This is a genomic window from Arthrobacter sp. B2060, assembly GCF_059090445.1.
The window spans coordinates 239,634-262,339 of the sequence record NZ_JBNHFR010000006.1 but is presented as its reverse complement, the minus strand read 5'-3'; the positions used below and the strand labels follow the sequence as shown (position 1 = coordinate 262,339).

The window sequence follows — 22,706 nt, the reverse complement described above, 5'->3', positions numbered from 1 at the left end:
GTGATCGTCCGCGTCGTGAGGGCGAGGGTGATCGTCGTAGCTTTGGTGGCGGGGAGCGTAAGCCGTTTGGTGATCGTCCGCGTCGTGAGGGCGAGGGTGATCGTCGTAGCTTTGGTGGCGGGGAGCGTAAGCCGTTTGGTGATCGTCCGCGTCGTGAGGGCGAGGGAGATCGCCGCGGCTTCGGCGGCGGCGAGAACCGCAAACCGTTTGGTGACCGGCAGGAGAGGGCGCCGCGCAGTTTTGACCGGGGCGACTCCGGCCCGCGCCAGTTCGGCCGTGACAGGGCAGAAGACCGCCCGGTCCGCGTCCCCAACGTACGGGACCTGCGCAGCGCGAACCGCCCGGACCGCGAGCGTTCCCCCGAGATCGATGAGGACGTCACCGGCAAGGAACTGGACCGCGCCACGCAGCACCAGATCAAGACCCTCGAAGCCAAGAGCGCTGAATGGGTGGCCCGCCACCTCGTCATGGCCGGCCGTCTCCTCGACGAAGAGCCCGAGCTCGCCTTCCAGCATGCCCTGGCTGCCAGCCGGCGCGGGGGACGGCTCGCTGCCGTCCGCGAAGCTGTCGGCCTCACGGCGTACGCCGCCGGACACTACGGCGAGGCCCTCCGTGAGTTCCGGACCTACCGCCGGATCAGCGGCTCCAACGTGCACCTGCCCGTCATGGCTGACTGCGAACGCGGACTCGGACGCCCGGACCGGGCCCTGGACGTGGTCCGGTCTGAGGAAGCCCAAGACCTGGACGCACCCGGCAAGGTGGAGCTGGCGATCGTCGCATCCGGTGCCCGTTCAGATCTGGGCCAGCTCGACGCCGCCGTGGCCGAGCTTGAGATCCCGCAGCTGGACATCAACCGCGCCTTCTCCTACAGCCCCCGCCTGTTCCGTGCCTACGCGGACGCCCTGACGGCCGCCGGCCGTGAAGCGGAAGCCGGCAAATGGCAGCGCCAGGCACTGGTGGCAGAGGAAGCCCTGGGGATGGGGGTTTCCGAGGAACCGGACATCATCGACCTCGGCTGGGACGAGGAAGAGGAAGCCCGCGAAGAAGCCGAACGCCGCCGACTGATAACCCAAGCGGCAGCAGATGCCGCTCCCGAACAGGCACGCGCCACTGCCGCCCAGGAGGCCGCAGAGGTCAGCCACGAGACCGCAGCCTCCGGGGCGGAGAGCGCGTCGGCAGGCGAGAACATCGACGACGCCGAAACCGACTACTTTTCGTCCGACGACGCCGAGTCCGACGTCGACTCAGCCGAACCGGAGGATGAGGACGACGTCGAGGGCGGTGCAGGCGAGGCGGAAGCACACGGTGAAGTGCACGGCGGGGCCGAAGCCCACGACGAACCTGAAGCGCACGAGGACCGCCGGCCTGAAGGCTCGGAGGACTAGGAACGCATGACTGACACGCACCTGATTTCGCGGTTCGACGCGCTCCTGTCCGACCTGGACGGCGTGGTGTACGCGGGTCCCCATGCCATTCCCGGCGCAGTGGATTCGCTGCAGCGCCTCGACGGCATCGGCGTCGGGCTCGGTTACGTGACCAACAATGCGTCCCGGACCCCGGCGCAGGTGGCCGCCCACCTGCGCGAGTTGGGTGCCCCGGCCGAAGACCACCAGGTGGTGAGTTCGTCGCAGGCGGCAGCCGAGTTGCTGGCGTCGCTCCTCCCCGCGGGTGCTGCCGTCCTCATCACCGGCAGCCCCGCACTGGCCCACGAAATCGAGCTCGTGGGCCTGACCCCCGTGCACAGTGGGGCGGACAAGCCGGTGGCCGTCGTGCAGGGCTTCAACCCCGAAATCGGCTGGAAGGACCTGGCCGAAGCATCGTACGTCGTAGCTGGCGGCGCCTTGTGGGTCGCCACCAACACGGACATGTCCATCCCGCAGGCCCGCGGGATTGCGCCGGGCAACGGCACCCTCGTGGCGGCTGTTGCTGCCGCAACCCGCCAGACGCCGCGCGTCGCGGGCAAACCGGAGGCTCCTCTGTTCCACGCTGCGGCCAAGCGCCTCGCGGCGGAGCGCCCGCTGGTGGTCGGCGACCGGCTGGACACGGACATCCTGGGCGGCAACCGGGCCGGCTTTGCCACCGTGGCGGTCCTCACCGGCGTCGACACCCGGGAGACGATCCTCGCAGCCCGTACGGATGAACGGCCTGACTTCCTCATTGAGGACCTCACCGGGCTGTACCAGCCGTACCCTGCCGTGGAGCACGACGGCGGCGCTTACCGCTGCGGTGACGCCTCGGCTTCCGTGGACGGAGACAGTGTCCGCATCAGCGGCGACAAGGACAACCTCGATTCCTGGCGTGCGGCCTGTGCCGCATGGTGGAATGCCCGCCCGCAGGCTCCGACGGCCACAGCGCCCGTTCTTGACTGGCTCGGTCAATAGACTGGTGCAATGACACAGCCAAATCCTGATGCCGAGCTGGAAACAGCAGCGCAGATTGCCTGGCCTGAGCTGCCGCCGACCGGCTTTGCCGGGTCGGACTCCGACGGCACGGACACGGACGTCGCGCAGTTGGACGTCGCGCGGTTGGACGGCCCGCAGTTGGATGGCACAGTTCAGGCAATTCTCGACAGCGTCAGGGACGTCCCCGCGCTTCCGGTGTCCGAGCACCCTGCCGCCTACGCGGAGATGCATGACGGTCTGCTGGCAGCGCTGAACGAGGACATTTCCGGGCCCGGCGCCGCGGCAGGACCCGGTGCCGCCTGATATGGCCAGACTCGACCAGATCCTCGTCAGCCGCGGGCTGGCGCGTTCCCGCACGCACGCGGCACGGCTCATTGCCGACGGCAAAGTGACGTCGGCCGGCGACGTCCTCGCGAAAGCCTCGCTGCAGGTCGCCGACGACCGCGAGCTGACAGTGGCAGAAGACGCCACCGACACGTACGTCAGCCGTGCCGGGCACAAGCTGGCCGGTGCGCTCGACGCTTTTCCCGCCGTCGCCGTCGCCGGAAAACGCTGTCTGGACGCCGGTGCGTCCACCGGCGGCTTTACCGATGTCCTCTTGCGGCGGGGAGCAGAGCACGTAGTGGCGGTCGACGTCGGGCACGGCCAGCTCGTCCCGCAGCTCAGGGACGATGCCCGGGTGAGCGTCCATGAAGGGCTGAACGTCCGTTACATGGACCCCGACCAGATCGGCGGCACGGCGGAGCTGACAGTGGCGGACCTGTCGTTCATCTCGCTGACCCTCGTGGTGGCGCCGCTGGCCGCGTGTACCAGCGCCGGCGGCGACCTCGTGCTCATGGTCAAACCGCAGTTCGAGATTGGCAAGGAACGGCTCGGCCGAACGGGCGTTGTCACGTCGGAGCGCGAACGGCGGATGGCAGTCGGTAAAGTAGCTGGGGCTGCCCTCGATGCGGGACTGGAACTATGTGGACTGGCCAGCAGCCCGCTGCCGGGGCAGGACGGAAATGTCGAATACTTCCTGTGGATAAAACGAAGAATTGCCGAAGACTTGCCTAAGATCGAAGAGCGGGATGCAGCCGTGGCTGCGTTGCTCGGGACAATCTGGCCGAACCACTAGAGAGCGGAACCGATGAGCAGGCGTGTACTGGTACTTGCCCACACCGGCCGCGAAGAATCCCTGAAGGCTGCCTGGGAGGCGTGTGCCCAGCTGCACGCGTGCGGCATCATCCCGGTGATGCAGGAATCCGAACTGGGCGACATGGAGGGCTTTTTCGGCCGGCTGGAGCATCCCGTGGAGGTGCTGCACGACCATGTCCAGCTGCCCGATGTGGAGCTCGTCATGGTGCTCGGCGGGGACGGCACCATCCTTCGCGCCGCGGAACTGGTCCGGGAAGTGGATGTACCCCTCCTCGGCGTGAACCTGGGACACGTGGGGTTCCTGGCCGAAAGCGAACGGGCTGACCTCGCACAGACCGTGGAGTGGATCGCCAGCCGTGAATACACGGTGGAAGAGCGCATGACCATCGACGTCCAGGTGTGGGTTCGAGGACAAAAAATCTGGCACACCTGGGCCCTCAATGAGGCGGCCATCGAAAAGGGGAACCGCGAGCGGATGCTTGAGGTGGTCACCGAAGTGGACGAGCGCCCACTGACCTCCTTCGGCTGCGACGGCGTGGTGCTCGCCACGCCCACAGGATCGACCGCTTACGCATTCTCCGCCGGCGGCCCCGTGGTGTGGCCCGAAGTGGAAGCCCTGCTGATCGTCCCCATCAGCGCCCACGCGCTGTTCGCCAAGCCCCTGGTCGTTTCACCGCGGTCCCGGTTGGCTGTGGAGGTGCTGAACCGCACGGACGCGCAGGGTGTGCTGTGGTGCGACGGCCGCCGATCGGTTGACCTCCCGCCCGGCGCCCGGGTGGAGGTCACGCGTTCCGCCACACCCGTCCGGCTGGCCCGCACCCACCAGACGCCGTTCTCCGCGCGGCTGGTCCGCAAGTTCGAGCTGCCCATCCACGGCTGGCGGGGCCCGGTGCCGCAGTCCGGGACTATCACCACGGGTCCGGTGCCGATCGTGCGGACCCCGCGGCCCATGGCACCGCCGCCGGCGCCCGGGTATGCCGGCCAGGTCCTGGCCGGGCAGGCTGAAGAAACCGATCCTCCGACCGGGAAGTGATCCATGCTTGAAGAACTGAGAATCCGCGATCTGGGCGTCATCACAGACGCCACGCTGCCGCTGGGCCCCGGGCTCAGCGTCGTCACCGGCGAAACCGGTGCCGGCAAGACCATGGTGGTCACCGCCGTCGGGCTGCTGCTGGGTGCGCGATCCGACGCCGGGGCCGTCCGCAGTGGCGCCAAGAGCGCCTCCGCCGAAGCCGTCGTCAGGCTCGGTTCCGGGCATGTCGCCGTGGAACGCGCCCGTGACGCAGGGGCGGAGATTGAGGAGTTCGACGGCGGTGTGGAACTGCTGCTGTCCCGCCGCCTCGGGGCGGACGGACGAAGCCGGGCGTTCCTCGGCGGTAGGGCCGCCCCGGTGGGGGTCCTGGCCGAAATCGGTGAATCGCTCGTGGTGGTGCACGGGCAGTCGGACCAGATCAGGCTCAAGGGCGCCACAGCCCAGCGCGAAGCGCTGGACAAGTTCGCAGGAGAGGCCCTGGCCGCCACACTGGGCGGCTTCCAACAGCTGTACGCCTCCTGGAAGGCCAGCCAGGCGGAGCTGGAAACGCTCCGCAGTGCCGCGCGGGACCGGCTGCGCGAGGCCGAATCGCTGGAGATCTCCCTGGCAGAGATCGACGCCGTGGACCCGCAGCCGGGGGAGGACGAAGCCCTCAAGGCCGAGGCCGTGAAGCTGGCAAACGTCGAGGAGCTCCGCATCGCCGCGACCACGGCGCACCAGGCACTCATTGCCGAAGACTTCGGCGAAACCGGTGATGCCACCACGCTGGTGGACACTGCCAAACGGACGCTGGAGCACGTGGCCGAGCATGACGAAGAGCTCGGAGGCGCCGCCGCACGCCTCGCGGAAGTGGGGTTCCTGCTCAACGACATCGCCACGGAACTGGCAAGCTACCAGGCCGGGCTGGACTCGGAGGGGCCCGAGCGGCTGGCCGAGATCGAGGAACGCCGGGCTGCCCTGGCCAAGCTGGTCCGCAAGTATGCGCCCAGCATCGACGAGGTCCTGGAGTGGGCAGAGAAGGCCCGCGTCCGCTTCGATGAGCTGCAGGACGATTCCACGCGGATTGAGGCCCTGGACGTGGAGGTGGCCAGGGCGCAGGCAGAGCTCACCAAACAGGCTGCGGCGATCAGCAAGATCCGGGCCAAGGCGGCCAAGGAACTCTCCAGGCGGGTCAGTGCCGAGCTGAAGGCCCTCGCCATGGCGGACGCCACCCTGGTGATCAAGATTGAGGCCGCCGGTCAGCTGGGCCCCTACGGCGCGGACGAGATTTCCTTCCTGCTCCAGCCCCACTCGGGTGCGCCCGCCCGGCCGCTTGGCAAGGGTGCCTCCGGCGGTGAGCTTTCGCGGGTCATGCTTGCCATCGAAGTCGTGCTGGCCGCCGTCGATCCCGTGCCCACTTTCGTCTTCGACGAAGTGGACGCCGGGGTGGGCGGCCGCGCCGCCGTCGAAATCGGGCGCCGGCTGGCCATGCTGGCCCGCCACGTCCAGGTCCTCGTGGTCACCCACCTGCCCCAGGTCGCCGCCTTCGCGGACCAGCACATCCGGGTCACCAAAACGTCCGTGCGGGGCTCCGACGGCGCCACCGCCACCGGATTCACCTCCAGCGACGTCCAGCTGCTGGACGAACCGGAACGTGTCCGGGAACTGGCACGGATGCTGGCAGGCCAGGAAGACTCGGAGACGGCCCAGGCCCACGCGCAGGAGTTGCTGGACGACGCGAAGTTGCTGCCCCAGCGGGCCTAAGCGGCCTGGGCGCTTGGCTCGCTCTTGCCCACAGGCGCCGGACACGGGAGACTGAGGCATTTGGGGGTGCGATACCGACCCGTGGAAGGCTCAATTGATGATAGGCTCGAATTCCGTGGTGCAGCGATCAAATTCCCGTGTAAATTCCCGGTTCCCGGGCTCGTCCAAGACGACCAAACACATCTTCGTCACCGGCGGTGTGGCGTCCTCGCTCGGTAAGGGACTGACGGCGTCAAGCCTCGGCCACCTGCTGCGGGCACGCGGTTTGTCTGTAACTATGCAGAAGCTCGATCCCTATCTCAACGTGGATCCGGGCACGATGAACCCCTTCCAGCACGGCGAGGTCTTCGTCACAGACGACGGCGCCGAGACCGACCTGGACATCGGACACTACGAGCGCTTCCTCGACGAAAACCTCGAGGGCTCCGCTAACGTGACCACCGGCCAGGTCTACTCAACGGTCATCGCCAAGGAGCGCCGCGGCGAGTACCTCGGCGACACCGTCCAGGTCATCCCGCACATCACGGATGAGATCAAGCGCCGCATGCGGCTCCCCGCCGAGGGCAAGAACGCGCCGGACGTCATCATCACCGAGATCGGCGGCACGGTTGGCGACATCGAGTCGCAGCCCTTCCTCGAGTCCGCCCGTCAGGTCCGCCAGGACATTGGCCGCACCAACGTGTTCTTCCTGCACGTGTCCCTGGTCCCGTACATCGGGCCCTCGCAGGAACTCAAGACCAAGCCAACACAGCACTCTGTGGCGGCCCTGCGCTCCATCGGCATCCAGCCCGAAGCCATCGTGGTCCGCTCCGACCGTGAAGTACCCGACGCGATGCGCGAAAAGATCGGCCGCATGTGCGACGTCGACATCGACGCCGTGGTCAACGCCGCCGATGCCCCCAGCATTTACGACATCCCCAAGACCCTGCACACCCAGGGCCTGGATTCCTACATCGTCCGGGCGCTCGACCTGCCCTTCAAGGATGTCGACTGGACCAGCTGGGACAAGCTGCTCGAAGCCGTCCACAATCCCAAGCACGAAGTTGAAATTGCCCTCGTCGGCAAGTACATCGACCTTCCGGACGCCTACCTCTCCGTGACGGAGGCCCTGCGCGCCGGCGGTTTCGCCAACGACGCCAAGGTCAAGATCCGCTGGGTCCCGTCCGACGAGTGCGAAACCCACGAAGGTGCTGTCCGTTCGCTGGACGGCGTGGACGCCATCTGTGTTCCCGGCGGGTTTGGCATCCGCGGCCTCGAAGGCAAGCTGGGGGCCCTGAAGTTCTCCCGCGAGAGCAGGCTTCCCGTGCTGGGCCTGTGCCTCGGCCTGCAGTGCATGGTCATCGAGTACGCCCGCAACGTGGTCGGTTTGGAGGGTGCTTCCTCCAGCGAGTTCGAGCCCGACTCCAAGTACCCGGTCATCGCCACGATGGAAGAGCAGCTCGAGTTCGTTGAAGGCCGCGGTGACCTCGGGGGCACCATGCGCCTTGGACTCTACGAAGCCAAGCTGGATGAGGGCTCGGTCATCGCCGAAACGTACGGCACCACCACCGTCAGCGAACGCCACCGCCACCGGTACGAGGTCAACAACAAGTACCGCGATCAGATCGCGGCCCAGGGTCTCGTATTCTCCGGCACATCGCCGGACGGCAAGCTCGTCGAATATGTGGAGCTGCCCCGCGAAGTACACCCGTACTACGTGGCCACTCAGGCGCATCCTGAGCTCAGCTCGCGGCCCACGCGCCCGCACCCGCTTTTTGCCGGGCTGGTCAAGGCTGCACTGGACCACCAGGGCGGCGGCGCGGACAACGGCTCCGCTGCTCCTGTGACCCGGACCCCAGCGTCGGAGCTGCCCGCTGCCGAGGCTGCCTCCGGGGCGACTGCCCGATAGCTCACTGCCGCTAGAGCTGACTGCAGAGTAGACCACAGCACCAATGATGGAGGACGGCGCGATGCCCGGAATTTCTGAAAACATCCCTGCTGCACGGCAGGTTTCGGATGCTCCGAGCCCGCGCCGTCTGCTGTCCACGGAAAAGGTCTACGAGGGCAGGATCTGGGACGTGGTGAGCGACAGCTTCAAGCTCACCGACGACGGCAATCCGCTGGTCCGGGATTACATCGACCACCCCGGGGCCGTGGCCATACTGCCCATGAATGACGACGGCGAGGTGCTGCTGATCAAGCAGTACCGGCACCCGGTCGGCATGGACCTCTGGGAGATTCCCGCAGGCCTGCTGGACGTCGAGGGCGAGAACTTTGTGGTGGGAGCCGCGCGCGAACTCGCCGAGGAAGCGGACCTCGTGGCGAGCACCTGGAATGTCCTGGCGGACTTTTTCAACTCTCCCGGATCATCCAGCGAAGCCATCCGCATCTACCTTGCCCGCGGGCTCACCGAAGTGCCGCACCACGAGCTTCACCTCCGTACCGACGAGGAAGCCGAGATTGAACTGCACTGGATCCCGCTCGAAGAAGCCGTGGCCGCGGTGCTGGAGGGGCGCCTGCACAACCCCTCCGCCGTCGTCGGAGTCCTCGCAGCCGCTGCGGCGAAAGCAGACGGTTTCGACGGGCTGCGGCCGGCTGACGCCCCATGGCCGGCCCACCCCAGCCAGCGCTGATGACAGCAGGCACGGCAGCAGCTGAGACCTCACCGGCCCGTGGTGGTCCTGGACCTGGTGATCCTGGAACCCACCCCCGGGAAGAGGCTCAGGTGCGCCCCAGTCCTGACCGTACCCGTCCCGATCGCCCCAGAACCGCGATCGACCGGGCCGTGACCGACTACATCCAGCACATGGGCGTGGAGCGGGGACTGGCGGCCAACACCCTGTCCGCCTACCGCCGTGACCTCACGCGGTACTCCAACTACCTCGCCGCCGAAGGCCTCAGCCGCCCCGGCGATGTGACGCGCCGCCATGTGACGGGCTTCGCCCAGGCGTTGTCGGACGGTTCGGACGGCGGAACGCCGCTGGGCGTTCGGTCAGCGGCCCGCACTGTCGTCGCCGTCCGGGGACTGCACAAGTTTTGGGCGTTGGAAGGCATGACGACGGCGGATCCCGCCAGCGATGTCCACCCGCCCATGCCGGGGAAGCGGCTGCCCAAGGCCATTACCGTGGATGAGGTCACCCGGATACTCGAAGCCGCCGGTACCGACACTGCGACAGGCCTGCGGGACCGTGCCCTCCTCGAATTCCTCTATTCCACGGGCGCCCGCATCAGCGAGGCCGTCGGGCTGGACGTGGATGACATCTCGGTGCAGCCGGCCGAAGACGGACCCGCCATCGTGCGGCTGTTCGGCAAGGGATCGAAGGAGCGGCTCGTTCCGCTCGGGTCCTACGGCGCCCGGGCCCTGGACGCCTACCTCGTGCGTGGCCGCCCCCTGCTTGCCGCCAAGGGCAAGGGCACGCCGGCGCTCTTCCTCAATGCCCGCGGCGGGCGGATCAGCAGGCAGAGCGCCTGGACGATTTTGAAGGCCGCCGCCGAAAAAGCCAACATCACCAAGGACGTGTCCCCGCACACCCTGCGCCACTCATTCGCCACCCACCTGCTCGAGGGCGGAGCTGACGTCCGGGTAGTGCAGGAACTTCTGGGCCACGCCTCCGTCACCACCACCCAGGTGTACACGCTCGTCACCGCCGACACGCTCCGGGAAATCTACGCCGCGGCCCACCCAAGGGCCTTGGGATAAATCCGGATCGGGGCGGGTACTGAATACCAAAATCCTCCTTTCCAAAACCCGCAGCCGGTGCATGTAAGAAAGCACCCCTTCGCCGACACTTAACAGTTAGCGGGTGACGGTCATCCGTATGCAGGGGGATCAGCATGCTGGCTACCAGGGAGCATCAGTTTGCCTTGATGCACTCACAGTATTTCGGGCGGGTGTACCGCTACATCGCGTACCGCGTCAACGACAGCGCAAGGGCCGAAGAATTGACAGCCGACGTGTTCCGCGTCGCCTGGGAAAAAGGCACCACGGACGTTCCTGGCCTGGGCTGGCTGCTGGCCACGGCGAAGAACCTGATAGGCAACGAATACCGGGGTAGGCAGCGGAGCCAGCAGCTTACCGAGCAACTGGAAGCGCGGGCCAGGCTGGCGGCCCAAGACGGGGACGATGCGGAGCGCGCAGCCGTCGCCGAGGCACTCTTGCTGCTCAACGAAAAGGACCGCGAGATCCTCATGCTGAGCTACTGGGATGGCCTGACCACGGCCGAACTCGCTGAAACACTCAATTGCTCCGCGTCCGCCGCCGGGGTGCGGCTCCACCGGGCGCGCAAGGCGTTCGCCCGCGTTGTTCCGGCGCATCTGATGATGGACAGGAAAGGCTAGCCATGGACCGCATCGAAGAACTCATCAAGAAAGCACGGCCCCACGTGGTGGTCCCGGACAGGCACGGCGGCAGTGCAGGCGCCGCCGGCAAGGCAAGCGGCGAATGGCCGCCTGTCACCGACGACTCCCGGCCGCCCGTAACAGAACTTATTTCCGCCGCGGCGTCACGGCCCGCAACAGGCCGGAACAGCCGGACCGCGCTCCGGATGGCCGTGGCGGGCCTGGCGGCCGCCGCGGTAATCACCGGCGGCGTCCTGGCCGGGAACCTGGGAAGGCCTGTCTCCGCCCCGGCTCCCGCCGCCAGCCAGGAAACGTCCGCCACAGCGACCCCAACGCCGACCGTACCCTTAAAGGCAAGCCCCACGGCAGCAGCCCCAGCAACAGCCACATCGCCTGTACCGTCGCCGGCACGGCCGGCGCGATCGGCCACCGCAGCTACAGCCGTCGCTCCGCCGGCGGAAACCCCGATGCCTGCCGAGCCGTCACCTCCTATTGTGACGCCGACCGGCAGCGCCCCCTTGCCCCTCCCGGCAGGATGGAGCACGTATGCAAGTCCAGGCGGCACGGTCAGTTTCGACCATCCGGGCACGTGGAGCGTCCTACCCAACGCGAGCTCGTTCCCGGACATGGTGAACGTGAGCGTCAAGGACCAAGCCGGCAAACTCATGGCGACACTGACGTACGGGGGAGCGGGCGGACTGGGCGGCGCATGCCGCCCGGATCCTGTGCCATACACCGTGCTGGATTTCGCCACCGTGGACGTTCCCTACAATCCGCAGATCCCTGATTCGGTCACCCCGAGATTCGCTTTCCGTGCCATGCCTGACGGCGGCGGCGTGGTGGCTTCCTACGGACTGACAAGCACGGTGGGGGGCCAGGACGGGAAGGCCTGCATGATCTACAACGTGGTCAACGGCCCTCCCAGTTCGAGCATCTACATGTTTGCCAGTGCAGTGCAGATGAGCCTCGGAGATTATGAACGGGGCGGTGCCTTGACGTTCACCAGCATGGACGAGGCCCGTGCCTATATGGGGACACCGGAGTACGCCGCGGCCAAACGCATGATCATGTCACTGCGGATTTCTGACGGATAGCGGACGCGCCGCTAGGCTGGACTGCATGACTTCGGTGCCCGTGACCCTGTGCTTCCTCCTTCGGGAGCGCCCGGGGAGCGGGCCGGAGGTGCTCCTGGGCCTCAAAAAGACCGGTTTCGGAACCGGCAAGATCGTTGGCCTGGGCGGCCACGTCGAAGCGGGGGAGACCGACGCCGAGGCTGCCTGCCGGGAGGTCCTGGAGGAAGCCGGCGTAGTGGTTCTCGAGGAGGACCTGTTCGATGCCGGATCGGTGGAGTTTGTTTTTCCCGCCCGCCCGGAGTGGGACATGAGCACGAGGCTGTTCACCACCCGCCGCTGGCAGGGGGAGCCAGAGGAAAGCGCGGAGATTGCCCCTGCCTGGTTCAGGATCGACGCCTTGCCGCTGGAGCGCATGTGGGACGATGCCACCCATTGGCTTCCGCACGCGCTGGGCGGTGTGAAGATCGACGTCGTCATTGTTCTGAATGACGACAATGAAACGGTGCTTGACGTCCGGAACTACCTCAACCTGGGCCCTGAAACCCCGGGCACCCCTTGATCGCGAACGCCCCGCAAACAGCCGGAACGACGTCAACGGGACCATGGCCAGATCAGGAATTTCCGAGGTTTGCGTAACTCTTGCCCACGGGCTGGAAACTAAACAGGTAGCGTGCAGCTCAGGACACTACCTTAGGGGGACATCGTGCTTTCCGAGCGCGAACTGGCGTTTATTGCGGTCCACAAAGACAGCTACCCGGCCGTCCTAAGATTTGTTCGCAGGAGGGTGGCCTCCGCGGAAGAGGCCGAGGAAATAGCAGCCGATGTCTTCCGGGTGGTGTGGCAGAAATCCGACCGTGAGGACCGGACCGATGTCGCCTGGCTGCTCTCCATCGCCCGCAACCTGATCGGGAATGCCTACCGTAGCCGTGACCGGCAGCGGGCACTTCAGGACAAGCTCAGGGCAATGGCCGTGGTGCAGTTCGGCGGGGAGTCGGAACAGGTGGCCGTTGAGGATGCCATGGCCGGGCTTCGTGCCCAGGACAGGGAGATTCTCCGGCTGGCATATTGGGACTGCCTCAACACAGCGGAGATCGCCGGCATGCTGCAGTGCAGTGAATCCGCCGCCAAGGTGCGCCTGCATCGTGCACGTGCTGCGTTCCGCAAGAGAATGCCCGCCGGCGCAGTATCGATGAAGCAGAGGATGGGTGCCTGACATGGATCCGATCAAGAAGATGATTTCCGCAACGGACCCGCTCAGGGATGATCCGTCCGGTGCCGTGGACGGGGAAGCGGCACTCCGCCGGATCCTGTCCGAGCAGACCGCTTTCAGCGACAGCATTCCTGCCGGCGTAGTGCCCTTCCCGGATCGCAGGTTGCGGCGCGCCCGTTTGGCCGGCGTGCTGACGCTCGCGGCGGCTGTCGCCGCGGGCGTTCTCGTGGCCATTAACCTCGGTCCGCTGACCTCGGCCACTTTACCGGCCGCCACCACGTCAGGGACGCCGACGCCGACAGCAACGAGCCCTGCGCCCGCGCCGTCCACCACCACACCAGCGGTGGTGCGGCCGCCTGCCCCCGCCTGGAAATCCTTCACCGACGGAACGGGCCAGGCAACCTTTGACCACCCCATCGGCTGGACTATAACCGAATCCCCACAGACGAGCGACGCGGGCGCCTTCAACGTTGTCCAGGTGAAGAATTCCGCCGGCAAAACGATGGCAACTCTACGGTTGGTCTACGACGGGGCAGGAGGGCCCGTTTGCCAGGAACCCAAGCCCTTCCACACTCTCGACTCCGTCGTCCTGGACATTCCGCAGAAGGCCTCGAAACTCCAGGAGTTCCCCCGAGGCCCCTCAGCGTTCATGTTCAGGGTCATCGAGTCCGACAAGGTCTACGGCTCCATGGCGTTGAGTGACATCGTCCTCGCTCCCGGCACAGAAACCTGCGGGCTGGACAACACCATCCTGGCCCCGGACGGTGTTCCGTTCGTGCATTTCGGAGACGCATTGTGGCTTGAGGCCAGTGGCCGGGAAGCGGCGCTCACCTTTGACTCGGTTGCTGCGGCCACGGCCTACATGAAGACGCAGGAGTATCAGGACATAAAGCGGATGCTTGTTTCACTCGAGTTGCGCCCACTCAACTAGCGCTCCCTTTCTGGCGACGGCTTGCAACGACGGCTTCCGACGACGGCTTCCGACGACGGCGGGCCGGCCACCTGGCGAAGGTGACCGGCCCGCCGTCGAACGTCCTCCCGGGAGCAATTCCTATGGAACGTGCCGTTCCTCGGCGCCGTTGTAGGTGCTCAGCGGACGGATCAGCGAGTTCGATTCGAGCTGTTCCATGATGTGGGCCGTCCAGCCGGTGATGCGGCTGGCGACGAACAGCGGAGTGAACATCTGGGTGTCGAAACCCATGAGGTGGTAGGTGGGTCCGGCAGGGTAGTCGAGGTTCGGCTTGATCCCCTTGGCCTCATCCATGGCCGCCTCGAGCCCGTTGTACAGGCCCAGCAGCTCTGGCCGGCCGTAGTGGGCGATCATCTTGTCCAGGGCTGCCTTCATGGTGGGCACCCGGGAGTCGCCGTGCTTGTACACGCGGTGCCCGAAGCCCATCACCTTCTTCTTGTTGGCCAGCGCATGTTCCATCCAGGCCTTGGCCCGGGCTGCTGCATCCTCCAGGGATTCCTCCGGCCGGATTCCGATCTCGTCGAAGGTGTGCATGACGGCCTCGTTGGCGCCGCCGTGCAGCGGACCCTTGAGTGCGCCGATGGCACCGGTCACCGCCGAATGCAGATCGGACAGCGTGGACGTGATGACCCTGCCGGCGAAGGTGGAGGCGTTGAATGAATGCTCGGCGTAGAGGATCATCGAGACGTTGAAGGCCTCCACAACCTCCGGTACGGACTCCTCGCCGAACGTCATCCACAGGAAGTTGGCGGAGTAGCCGAGGTCATCGCGGGGCTCCACGGGTTCGATGGGGCGTCCCGCCGCGCGCCGGCGGCGCTGGTCGTATGCCACGACGGCGGGCATGGCCGCGAACAGGTCGATTGCCTTTGTCATGTTGGCTTCTCGGGAGGAATCCTCCGCGAGTTCGTGGCGCGCGCCCATGACCGAGGCTGCGGTCCTGCAGACATCCATGGGGTGGGCTGTGACCGGCAGGACGTCGATCACCTGCTTCACCACAGGATCCAGCGGACGGCCGGCGCGCTCCCGCGCCGTAAAGGCTGCCAGTTCCTCCGTAGTGGGAAGTTCTCCGTTCCAGAGCAGGTAGGCGACTTCCTCGAAGCTGCACCGTGCCGCGAGTTCCTGGACCGGGTAGCCCCGGTACAGCAATGAGTTCGTGTCGGAGTTGACCTTGGAGACGGCGGTGTAATCCACCACGACGCCGGCGAGGCCTTTTTTGATCTCTTCTTCAGCCATGCTGAGCTCCTTCGTTCCTTGCCTCAGTTGACCGGCCCCCCGGCCGGCGGTTCGGTATGGATTGCGCGTCAGTCAGTTCCGGGGATCCGGAAATTAAAGACGCCGGTATCAAACCGGTTGTAGGCCTCGTAGTCCACGAGGTCATACAGCCGCGCACGGGTGAGCATGCTCCCTACCTGTGCCTCCTGCGTTCCGTCAGCCCTGATTGAGTCCAGAGTACGCTCAGCAGCGCCCATGGCACTACGGAGCAGGGTGACCGGATAAATCACCATGTTCACGCCCACTCCCTGCAGCTGGTCCACGGTGAAGAGCGCACTTTTGCCGAACTCCGTCATGTTGGCCAGAATCGGCACCTCCACCGCATCCCGGATGGCCTGGAACTCTTCCAACGTGGCCATGGCTTCCGGGAAGATGGCGTCGGCCCCGGCCTCAACCAGGGCCTTCGCCCGCTCCTGCGCCGCTTCGAGGCCCTCAACCGCCCGGATGTCCGTGCGGGCCATGATGAGGAAGTTCGCGTCACGCCGGGCATCGGCGGCAGCCCTGATCCGCTTGGTGGCCGTGTCCAGGTCCACCACATTCTTGCCGTCCAGGTGGCCGCAGCGTTTCGGGTTGAACTGGTCCTCGATGTGGCAGCCGGCGAGACCGGCGTTTTCCAGTTCCTGCACGCTGCGGGCCACGTTCATGGGCTCACCGAACCCGGTATCGGCGTCCACGATGGAGGGCAGGTCGGTCATCCGGGCGATCTGGCCGGCGCGGGTGGCCACCTCGGTGAGGGTGGTCAGGCCGATGTCCGGCAGCCCGAGGTCGTTGGCCAGGACGGCGCCGGAGATGTAGACGCCGGCGAAACCCTTCTCCTCGATCAGCCGTGCCGAGAGCGGGTTGAAGGCGCCGGGAAACTGGGCGATGGTGCCGGACGCGAGCAGTTCACGCAGCTTAACGCGTTTCTGTTCGGGCGTGGTCTTGGAGTACAGCACCTAGAACAGCCCCTTGGGTGCCGCGGCGAAGTCGATGACGCCGGGTGCGGCGGTGATGTTCAGCTGGTCCAGTTCACCTGCCGCCAGTTCCGGGAGGCGTTCGACGGCGGCGAGGAACCGTTCGATTTCGGCGTCTTCCACCAGGCCGGCGGCCAGCGTGCGGAACTTGTTGACGTACTGTTCCCGGGCGAACGGCCGGGCGCCGAGCGGATGGGCGTCGGCGACGGCGATCTCGTCCCTGATGACGGTGCCGTCGGTCAGGGTGATTTCCACGGAGCCGCCGAAGGCCTTTTCGTTGATGTCCAGGGAGTGGTAGCGGCGGGTCCATTCGGGGTCTTCCTCGGTTGACACCTTCTGCCACAGGTCAACGGTGTCGGGCCGGGCGGCGCGTTCGGGGGCGTAGGAGTCCACGTGGTGCCAGGCGCCGTCCTGCAGCGCGACGGTGAAGATGTACGGGATGGAGTGGTCCAGGGTTTCCCGGGACGCGGTGGGGCTGTACTTCTGCGGATCGTTCGCGCCGGATCCGATCACGTAGTGGGTGTGGTGGCTGGTCTTGATCAGCACGGACTGCACGTTGGCCGGGTCGGTGGCCTCGGGGTGTTCCTTGTGCAGCTTTCGGGCCAGGTCGATCCAGGCCTGGGCCTGGTATTCGGCGGAGTGCTCCTTGGTGTAGGTGTCCAGGATGGCGCGCTTGGCCTCTCCGGGCGTCGGCAGCGGGACCATGTACGAGGCGTCCGGGCCGTCCAGCATCCAGGCGATCACGCCGTCTTCGCCTTCATAGATCGGCACCGGGGAGGTCTGCCCGCGCATTGAACGGTCCACGGCTTCCACGGCCATCTTGCCGGCGAACGCGGGGGCGTGGGCCTTCCAGGTGGAGATTTCGCCCTTGCGGGACTGGCGTGTGGCGGTGGTGGTGTGCAGCGCCTGCCCCACGGACTGGAAGATCGTTTCGACGTCGAGCCCCAGCAGGGTTCCGATTCCCGCGGCGGCGGAGGGGCCGAGGTGGGCCACGTGGTCGATCTTGTGCTTGTGCAGGCAGATGGCCTTGACCAGGTTCACCTGGATCTCGTAACCGGTGGCGATGCCGCGGACCAGGTCCGCGCCGCTGGAGCCGACATGCTGGGCCACGGCCAGGATCGGCGGGATGTTGTCCCCCGGGTGGGAGTAGTCCGCCGCGAGGAAGGTGTCATGGTAGTCCAGTTCGCGTACAGCCACGCCGTTGGCCCAGGCCGCCCATTCCGGCGACACCCGCTCGCCGATGCCGAAGACCTTCGACCCCTTTCCGTTGGCGGAGGGACCGTGGGTGAGGGCCTGCGCCCGGGCCGCCACGATCGGGGCACGGTTCAGGGATGCGACGGCCACCGAGGCGTTGTCGATGATCCTGTTGATCACCATCTCCGTGACATCGTCGGTCACGCCGACAGGGTCGGCTGCCACCACGGCGATCTTGTGGGCGAGCTGGTCCTCGCGCGGCAGGTTTTCCTCGCTTTTGTAGACGCGGACGTGGTGTTCCTTAACCATGGGGGCTCCTTATGAATGCGATGTGTGGGTGGCTTTGACGTGGGAAAGACTGCGGTGCAGGTGCACGGTGGTGGCCGCTTCGGCCAGGCGCGGGTTTCGGGCGGCTATTGCCTCGGCAATGGCGGCGTGTTCGGTGGCGGCTGCGGTGAGGCGGGCGGCGTCGTCGGCGGCAAGCCTCCGGACGCGCACCAGGTGCACGCGCAGGCTGCGCATGGCCTGCGCCAGGTAGGAATTGGAGATGGCAGCGTCGATGGCTTCGTCCAGCCGGCCCACGAGCTCGTAGTAGTCGTGGCGGGCGGGATCCGTGCCGCTGATCAGGGCAGGAGCTGCAAGCAGCTCTTCCTGCAGCTTGAGGAAAACCGCGGCGTCGCCCCGCACGGCGGCCAGGGCAGCCGCCTTGCCTTCGAGGGTTTCGCGGAGTTCGAAGAGTTCATCGATGTCGTCCAGGGAGATATCGGTGACGACGACGCCGCGACCGCCCGCCGTCGTTGTCAGCCCTTCCGCCGTCAGGCGGCTCAGCGCTTCCCGAAGCGGGGTGCGCGAGACGCCAAGGCGTTCCGACTGCTCGACTTCGGCGAGGACGGTTCCGGGGAGGAGCCGCCATTCGATGATGTCATCGCGCAGTGCCGCGTAGGCCCTGTCGCTGGCGCGCATGCCGCCCTCCCTTCCTTGGTCGTTGGCCTCGAGTGTATACACAAATGACGGATCTGCCCAGCTTAACGCCAGTTTTTCCTTTCCGACGAAAGAAATGTATACAAATGCCGTGCCCAGGGTTCAAGGACACATGTTGCTACGCCCAGGCCCACAGGTGATCCTCCATTGGTCCGGGAGGACTGCGCGTTGTCTATGCCGGTGGGGTCCATGGCGGCGTTATTGTCGCTGCCTGCTGTCATGCTGTGGGTATGGATGGCGGGGCAGTGGTGGAGACGTTGGAGGGCATCGAGGCCTCGGTCGCTGCGTTGGCTGTTGTTGTAGGTCGCGGCGCCGGCACCGTGGCCTCGACCGGTGCTGATCCGATTGCCTGTGCTGACCCGTTTGCCGGTGCTGACGCGTTTGCGGGCGCTGATCCTGTGCGGGACCGGGCGGGGGTGTGTCTGGATGGTCTGGCGGAGGTGGGCAGGTTGGAAGCGCGGCTGGCGGCGTTGAAGGTTCAGTTCGCGGCCGGGTACGCCGCTGCTGCCGAGACGCTGGCGGTGCCGGCCGGTTCCCCGCAGGAGCGCACGGCCCAGGAGATGGCGGTGACCGCTGAGGTTGCGTGTGTGCTGACGGTGGGCGAGCGCAGTGCCGGTGCGCTGCTGTCCGAGGCCCGCGCCCTGACCACCGGGCTGCCGTTGACGCTGGCCGCGCTGCAGTCAGGGAGCATTTCCTGGCAGCATGCCAGGGTGCTGTGTGATGAAACCTCCGGGCTGGAGCCTGCCGCCGTGGCGGCCCTGGAAGCCCATTTCCTGGATCCTGGCTCCCTGGGGCCGGGCACCCTAGGCATGGGCCTCCTGGATCCTGATCTTTCGGGCAACCCCGTGCCCGGTCGTGCGCGGGGTTGCCTGGCCGGGGAGTTGGTGCCGGGCAGATTCCGGGCCAGGGCACGCGCCTGGCGGGAGCGGCACCACCCGGTGGGCATCGAGGCACGCCACCGCAGGAGTGTCCGGGACCGGCGGGTGGAGTTCGTTCCGGACCGGGACGGCATGGCATGGCTGTCGGTGTACTTGCCCGCGGCCACCGCGGCGGGCATCTGGGCTCGGGCCACCGAGGCCGGGCGCGCCCTGCAGGGTCCTGGGGAATCACGGACCCTGGCACAGCTGCGCGCGGACGTCGCCGCGTCCTGGCTGCTGGGCGGTGTGGCGGAGGGTATCCCGTCGCCGGCGGCGCAGGTCCTGGTCACGGTGCCGGTGTTCTCGCTGCTGGGGGCAGGTGAGGAACCGGCGGTGCTGGACGGGTACGGGCCGATCCCGGCGTCCATGGCCCGCAGGCTTGTCGCGAACGGGGCCGGGTCGTTTTTGCGGGTGCTGATCGATCCGCGCGACGGGGCGCCGCTGGAGATCGGCCGGAGCAGTTACCGGGTGCCGAAGCCGATGCGGCAATGGCTGCGGCTGCGGGACGGACGGTGCCCGTTTCCTGGCTGCAGCAACCAGTCCCTGGATAACGAGGCGGATCATCTGCTGGCCTGGCCCGCGGGCGGCGGGACCGGTATCAGCAACCTTGGCCAGCCGTGCCGGAAGCATCACCGCCTGAAACACACCACGCCCTGGCGGCCGGTTGCGGCGACCCGGAACAGTCCGCCCGGCTGGATCTCACCCACGGGACGGACCTATCCCAGCGAAGAACAGGACTGGGAACCACCACACTGGCCCCACACCACCGACTCGGACAAGCCCGGACCAGGCAACACCGAGCCCGGCAACCTCGAGCCAGGCAACCCCGAGCCAGACAACCCAGCCAGCCTCGACCCACCTCTGCCCGCGGATCCCTTTCCCGACTGGGCACAATACACAGCCGCCTGAAGCGTCTCGCCAATGGCTGCTCGCTGGGGTGCTTGGGGCTGTCACGAACAGCTGTCCTGCCTGACGGTCAGCGGGTTCCGGATCGAGCCGTTACTGCCCCCAGCTCTAGACTTCTCCTCGTCAGGCGCGGGACCAGCGGTATTCGTTTTCCGGGCGCCCCGGCGCGCCGTACCGGGCCGTGCGGGAGACCGTGCCGGCGTCGGCAAGGTACTCCAGGTAGCGCCGGGCCGTAACGCGGGACATGCCCAGCGCCGTCATGACTTCGGTGGCGGAGACGGCCCCCGGCTGCTGCCTGATGAAGTCGCGGACGGCCTCAAGGGTGGAGGGTGCCAGGCCTTTGGGGAGGGGCAGCTCGGAAGGGGCCCTGAGACTCGCAAACGCCTGGTCGACGTCGCTCTGGGAAGCGCCCACCTTGGTGGACCCCGCTACGGGCGCTGCCAACTGCTCGCGGAACTGCCGGTAGCTCTCCAGCTTGTCCGCGAAGGTCGCAAACGTGAACGGCTTGATGAGGTACTGCACCACTCCGATGGAGACAGCGTTGCGGACGATCGCGAGCTCCCTGACCGCCGTGATAGCAATGATGTCGGCAAAGTGGCCGGAGGAACGCATGCGGCGGGCGATGTCCAGGCCGTGCAGGTCGGGCAGGTTCATGTCCAGGAGGACCAGCTCAACGGGGCTGCCGGCGGCCGCGAATTCCGTAAGCATCCGTAGCGCGGACTGGCCATCCGGGGCGGCGCCGGCCAGCGTGAAGCCGTCCAGCCTTCCCACGTAGGCGGCATGCGCCGCCGAAGCAATCGGCTCGTCCTCGACGACGAGGACGCGAATGTCTGTCACGCTTGCTCCTCCAGGAGACTGTGCGGTTGTGGCGCGGGAAGCGCGATGTGGAAACGTGCGCCGCCCGTTCGGCCAGAATTGGTGATGGTCATCGTACCGGCCAGGCGCTGGACCGCCTGCTTTACGAGCGCCAGCCCGAGGCCGCGGCCGAAGGGTCCGGCCTCCTTGGTACTGAAGCCGTACCGGAAGACATCGTCGATGGCATCCGGTTCAATGCCCTTCCCGGAATCCTGAACCGTGATGTCCAGTCCGCCGCCGTCTGACTCTACCGTCAACTCCACACGCCGCGGGGCCGGGGCATCGGAGGCAGCATCGATGGCGTTGTCCAGCAGATTGCCAAGAATGGTGACGAGGTCCTGGACGGCCAGGCCCGAGACGCCGGTTGTCCGGGACGCCTCCACGGCAAGCTCCACCCCGCGTTCATGGGCCTCGGCGGCCTTGCCCATGATGAGTGCGCTGAGCACGGGTTCCTGCACGGAGTCCATGATGTCGTCCGTCAGCTGCTGGCTCAGCTCAAGATCCTTGGTGGCAAACTCGAGCGCTTCCCCTGTCCGGCCGAGCTCCAGCAGCGAAACCATGGTGTGGAGCCGGTTGGCGTGCTCGTGGGTTTGGGCGCGGAGTGCGCCCGAGAGCGTCCGCATTGTCTCGAGCTCACTGCCCAGCGATTCGATTTCGGTGCGGTCCCGGATCGTGGCAACGGTTCCGAACACGGCGGCGGCCCGGCCCGTGCGGGTGCCTGGGCCCACGGCAGGGCCCTGGTTCACCACCAGGACGCCGGAGGCCGTCAGGTGGATTTCATCGTGGGCAGTGCGGCCCGATTCAAACAGATCCTTCAGGCTCGGCGTCAGCGGCAGGTCGGCCAGGAACGGAGCGTCTGACGGATGGTCGCCTGAGTCCCGCGGCTCGAGTCCCAGCAGCTCGGCGGCCTGGTCGTTGTACATCACCACGCGTCCCTTGGGGTCGATCAGGATGACACCTTCGCGGACCGAGTGGAGCACGGATTCGTAGTAGGCAAAGAGCTGGGCGAGCTGTTCCGGTCCCCAGCCGCGGGTTACCCGCCGCAGGTAGCCTCCGAGCAGCCAGGAGGCCACTGAGCCGGCTGCGAGGAGGGCGCCCGAGATAGCGAGCAGTGCCGGGATCCTGCCGGCCACCGCGACGTCGATGGTTCTGACCGTGACGCCGGCGGCCACCAGCGCCTTTACCGAGCCGCGGGCGTCCTTGACCGGGGCGATGGTTCGTACCGAGGGACCAAGTGTCCCGGCTGTGATCTCCGTGAACACGCGCCCTTCAAGGGCATCGGAGATTGAGCCGATGTACGGCTGGCCAAGCTCCTCGCTCCGGGGATGCGTCCATCGTGTCCTGTCCGGCGCCATGATGGTGATGAAATCGGCGCCGGCGTCCTGCATCACCTGAAGCGCGTATGGCTGGAGCCGGGCAGAAGGGTCAGGGGATGCCGCGGCCTGCAGCACCAGCGGGTTGTCGGCAACAGAAACAGCCAAGGCCGCCATCCGGCGACCGGCTTCGTCATACGTGCGTTCGCGGGCGTCGATGAAGGCGGCCGTCCCCACCACTCCGGTGAGTGCCAGCACGAACAGCAGGTTCGCCACGAAAAGCCGCGTGGCAATGCTCCAACGGTGGATCACGACACCTCCTATGACCAATATGAACGCAACGGTGAGCCAAGTCACTTCATGCCGAATGATGGAAATCACAAAGGACCGACGCGAAGAGCTCAGAGACTGTGCGAAGCGTCCTCCAGAT

At 66.8% G+C, this 22,706-nt stretch carries 21 protein-coding genes; 15 read left to right on the top strand and 6 right to left on the bottom strand.

Annotated features, from left to right (window positions below; genetic code table 11):
* The 14 genes from AC5RUM_RS13235 to AC5RUM_RS13170 form a co-directional block, all read left to right on the top strand.
* Positions 1 to 1,385: hypothetical protein (locus AC5RUM_RS13235; protein ID WP_494035335.1), on the top strand; the 1,385-nt coding region annotated here is incomplete at its 5' end.
* A gap of 6 nt (positions 1,386 to 1,391) precedes the next feature.
* The gene (locus AC5RUM_RS13230) at positions 1,392 to 2,381 is read left to right on the top strand and encodes an HAD-IIA family hydrolase (RefSeq protein ID WP_494035334.1); all 990 of its coding nucleotides are present in this window, start codon (positions 1,392 to 1,394) and stop codon (positions 2,379 to 2,381) included.
* 9 nt (positions 2,382 to 2,390) lie between these two features.
* Positions 2,391 to 2,705, top strand: coding sequence for a hypothetical protein (locus AC5RUM_RS13225; RefSeq protein ID WP_494035333.1), 315 nt, complete (start codon positions 2,391 to 2,393; stop codon positions 2,703 to 2,705).
* A 1-nt stretch (position 2,706) separates the two neighbouring features.
* Positions 2,707 to 3,519 carry a TlyA family RNA methyltransferase gene (locus AC5RUM_RS13220; protein ID WP_494035332.1) on the top strand — a complete coding sequence of 271 codons (813 nt, stop codon included), beginning with the start codon at positions 2,707 to 2,709 and terminating at the stop codon, positions 3,517 to 3,519.
* Between the two features lie 12 nt (positions 3,520 to 3,531).
* A complete protein-coding gene (locus AC5RUM_RS13215) occupies positions 3,532 to 4,572 on the top strand; it encodes an NAD kinase (protein WP_494035331.1) in 1,041 nt (346 codons plus the stop codon).
* 3 nt (positions 4,573 to 4,575) lie between these two features.
* Positions 4,576 to 6,315, top strand: coding sequence for a DNA repair protein RecN (recN, locus tag AC5RUM_RS13210; protein ID WP_494035330.1), 1,740 nt, complete (start codon positions 4,576 to 4,578; stop codon positions 6,313 to 6,315).
* A 97-nt stretch (positions 6,316 to 6,412) separates the two neighbouring features.
* Positions 6,413 to 8,203 carry a CTP synthase gene (gene pyrG, locus AC5RUM_RS13205; RefSeq protein WP_494035329.1) on the top strand — a complete coding sequence of 597 codons (1,791 nt, stop codon included), beginning with the start codon at positions 6,413 to 6,415 and terminating at the stop codon, positions 8,201 to 8,203.
* 61 nt (positions 8,204 to 8,264) lie between these two features.
* Entirely contained in the window at positions 8,265 to 8,927 is a 663-nt protein-coding gene (locus AC5RUM_RS13200; protein WP_494035328.1) for an NUDIX domain-containing protein, read from the top strand.
* Positions 8,927 to 9,994, top strand: a complete 1,068-nt coding sequence (xerD, locus tag AC5RUM_RS13195) for a site-specific tyrosine recombinase XerD (protein WP_494035327.1) — start codon at positions 8,927 to 8,929, stop codon at positions 9,992 to 9,994. The genes AC5RUM_RS13200 and xerD overlap by 1 nt, the downstream gene beginning before the upstream one ends.
* Positions 9,995 to 10,161: 167 nt before the next feature.
* A complete protein-coding gene (locus AC5RUM_RS13190; protein ID WP_494035326.1) occupies positions 10,162 to 10,632 on the top strand; it encodes an RNA polymerase sigma factor in 471 nt (156 codons plus the stop codon).
* 2 nt (positions 10,633 to 10,634) lie between these two features.
* A complete protein-coding gene (locus AC5RUM_RS13185) occupies positions 10,635 to 11,726 on the top strand; it encodes a hypothetical protein (protein ID WP_494035325.1) in 1,092 nt (363 codons plus the stop codon).
* Between the two features lie 25 nt (positions 11,727 to 11,751).
* On the top strand, positions 11,752 to 12,264 hold the full coding sequence (locus AC5RUM_RS13180; protein ID WP_494035324.1) for an 8-oxo-dGTP diphosphatase: 513 nt from the start codon (positions 11,752 to 11,754) through the stop codon (positions 12,262 to 12,264).
* A 144-nt stretch (positions 12,265 to 12,408) separates the two neighbouring features.
* Positions 12,409 to 12,918 carry an RNA polymerase sigma factor gene (locus tag AC5RUM_RS13175; RefSeq protein ID WP_494035323.1) on the top strand — a complete coding sequence of 170 codons (510 nt, stop codon included), beginning with the start codon at positions 12,409 to 12,411 and terminating at the stop codon, positions 12,916 to 12,918.
* Between the two features lies 1 nt (position 12,919).
* Positions 12,920 to 13,846: a hypothetical protein gene (locus AC5RUM_RS13170; protein ID WP_494035322.1), complete on the top strand. Its 927-nt coding sequence runs from the start codon at positions 12,920 to 12,922 to the stop codon at positions 13,844 to 13,846.
* A gap of 120 nt (positions 13,847 to 13,966) precedes the next feature.
* On the opposite strand, the gene AC5RUM_RS13165 is transcribed toward AC5RUM_RS13170, so the two are convergent.
* The 4 genes from AC5RUM_RS13165 to AC5RUM_RS13150 form a co-directional block, all read right to left on the bottom strand.
* Positions 13,967 to 15,118 (bottom strand): bifunctional 2-methylcitrate synthase/citrate synthase, encoded by a 1,152-nt coding sequence (locus AC5RUM_RS13165; RefSeq protein WP_494035321.1) that lies wholly within the window; start codon positions 15,116 to 15,118, stop codon positions 13,967 to 13,969.
* A 68-nt stretch (positions 15,119 to 15,186) separates the two neighbouring features.
* Positions 15,187 to 16,092 carry a methylisocitrate lyase gene (prpB, locus tag AC5RUM_RS13160; RefSeq protein WP_494035320.1) on the bottom strand — a complete coding sequence of 302 codons (906 nt, stop codon included), beginning with the start codon at positions 16,090 to 16,092 and terminating at the stop codon, positions 15,187 to 15,189.
* Positions 16,093 to 17,613, bottom strand: a complete 1,521-nt coding sequence (locus tag AC5RUM_RS13155) for an MmgE/PrpD family protein (protein ID WP_494035319.1) — start codon at positions 17,611 to 17,613, stop codon at positions 16,093 to 16,095.
* A 9-nt stretch (positions 17,614 to 17,622) separates the two neighbouring features.
* Positions 17,623 to 18,267, bottom strand: coding sequence for a GntR family transcriptional regulator (locus AC5RUM_RS13150; protein ID WP_494035318.1), 645 nt, complete (start codon positions 18,265 to 18,267; stop codon positions 17,623 to 17,625).
* Positions 18,268 to 18,515: 248 nt separating this feature from the next.
* Here AC5RUM_RS13150 and AC5RUM_RS13145 point away from each other — a divergent pair, with 248 nt between their 5' ends.
* Positions 18,516 to 20,111, top strand: a complete 1,596-nt coding sequence (locus tag AC5RUM_RS13145) for an HNH endonuclease signature motif containing protein (RefSeq protein ID WP_494035317.1) — start codon at positions 18,516 to 18,518, stop codon at positions 20,109 to 20,111.
* A 120-nt stretch (positions 20,112 to 20,231) separates the two neighbouring features.
* Here the strand turns inward: AC5RUM_RS13145 and AC5RUM_RS13140 are convergent, their stop codons facing one another.
* Together AC5RUM_RS13140 and AC5RUM_RS13135 are read right to left on the bottom strand one after the other, a co-directional pair.
* Complete coding sequence (locus tag AC5RUM_RS13140) at positions 20,232 to 20,945, bottom strand: response regulator (protein WP_494035316.1); 714 nt, start codon at positions 20,943 to 20,945, stop codon at positions 20,232 to 20,234.
* Positions 20,942 to 22,588: a sensor histidine kinase gene (locus tag AC5RUM_RS13135; protein WP_494035315.1), complete on the bottom strand. Its 1,647-nt coding sequence runs from the start codon at positions 22,586 to 22,588 to the stop codon at positions 20,942 to 20,944. Before AC5RUM_RS13135 ends, AC5RUM_RS13140 begins: the two co-directional genes overlap by 4 nt.
* Positions 22,589 to 22,706: the final 118 nt, after the last annotated feature.

Excerpts from the sequence above, each read along its gene's own strand:
- AC5RUM_RS13230 (WP_494035334.1), top strand. The coding sequence starts at position 1,392 with ATGACTGACACGCACCTGATTTCGCGGTTCGACGCGCTCCTGTCCGAC.
- AC5RUM_RS13225 (WP_494035333.1), top strand. The coding sequence starts at position 2,391 with ATGACACAGCCAAATCCTGATGCCGAGCTGGAAACAGCAGCGCAGATT.
- AC5RUM_RS13220 (WP_494035332.1), top strand. The coding sequence starts at position 2,707 with ATGGCCAGACTCGACCAGATCCTCGTCAGCCGCGGGCTGGCGCGTTCC.
- AC5RUM_RS13215 (WP_494035331.1), top strand. The coding sequence starts at position 3,532 with ATGAGCAGGCGTGTACTGGTACTTGCCCACACCGGCCGCGAAGAATCC.
- recN (WP_494035330.1), top strand. The coding sequence starts at position 4,576 with ATGCTTGAAGAACTGAGAATCCGCGATCTGGGCGTCATCACAGACGCC.
- pyrG (WP_494035329.1), top strand. The coding sequence starts at position 6,413 with ATGATAGGCTCGAATTCCGTGGTGCAGCGATCAAATTCCCGTGTAAAT.
- AC5RUM_RS13200 (WP_494035328.1), top strand. The coding sequence starts at position 8,265 with ATGCCCGGAATTTCTGAAAACATCCCTGCTGCACGGCAGGTTTCGGAT.
- xerD (WP_494035327.1), top strand. The coding sequence starts at position 8,927 with ATGACAGCAGGCACGGCAGCAGCTGAGACCTCACCGGCCCGTGGTGGT.
- AC5RUM_RS13190 (WP_494035326.1), top strand. The coding sequence starts at position 10,162 with ATGCACTCACAGTATTTCGGGCGGGTGTACCGCTACATCGCGTACCGC.
- AC5RUM_RS13185 (WP_494035325.1), top strand. The coding sequence starts at position 10,635 with ATGGACCGCATCGAAGAACTCATCAAGAAAGCACGGCCCCACGTGGTG.
- AC5RUM_RS13180 (WP_494035324.1), top strand. The coding sequence starts at position 11,752 with ATGACTTCGGTGCCCGTGACCCTGTGCTTCCTCCTTCGGGAGCGCCCG.
- AC5RUM_RS13170 (WP_494035322.1), top strand. The coding sequence starts at position 12,920 with ATGGATCCGATCAAGAAGATGATTTCCGCAACGGACCCGCTCAGGGAT.
- AC5RUM_RS13165 (WP_494035321.1), bottom strand. The coding sequence starts at position 15,118 with ATGGCTGAAGAAGAGATCAAAAAAGGCCTCGCCGGCGTCGTGGTGGAT.
- AC5RUM_RS13155 (WP_494035319.1), bottom strand. The coding sequence starts at position 17,613 with ATGGTTAAGGAACACCACGTCCGCGTCTACAAAAGCGAGGAAAACCTG.
- AC5RUM_RS13150 (WP_494035318.1), bottom strand. The coding sequence starts at position 18,267 with ATGCGCGCCAGCGACAGGGCCTACGCGGCACTGCGCGATGACATCATC.
- AC5RUM_RS13145 (WP_494035317.1), top strand. The coding sequence starts at position 18,516 with ATGGATGGCGGGGCAGTGGTGGAGACGTTGGAGGGCATCGAGGCCTCG.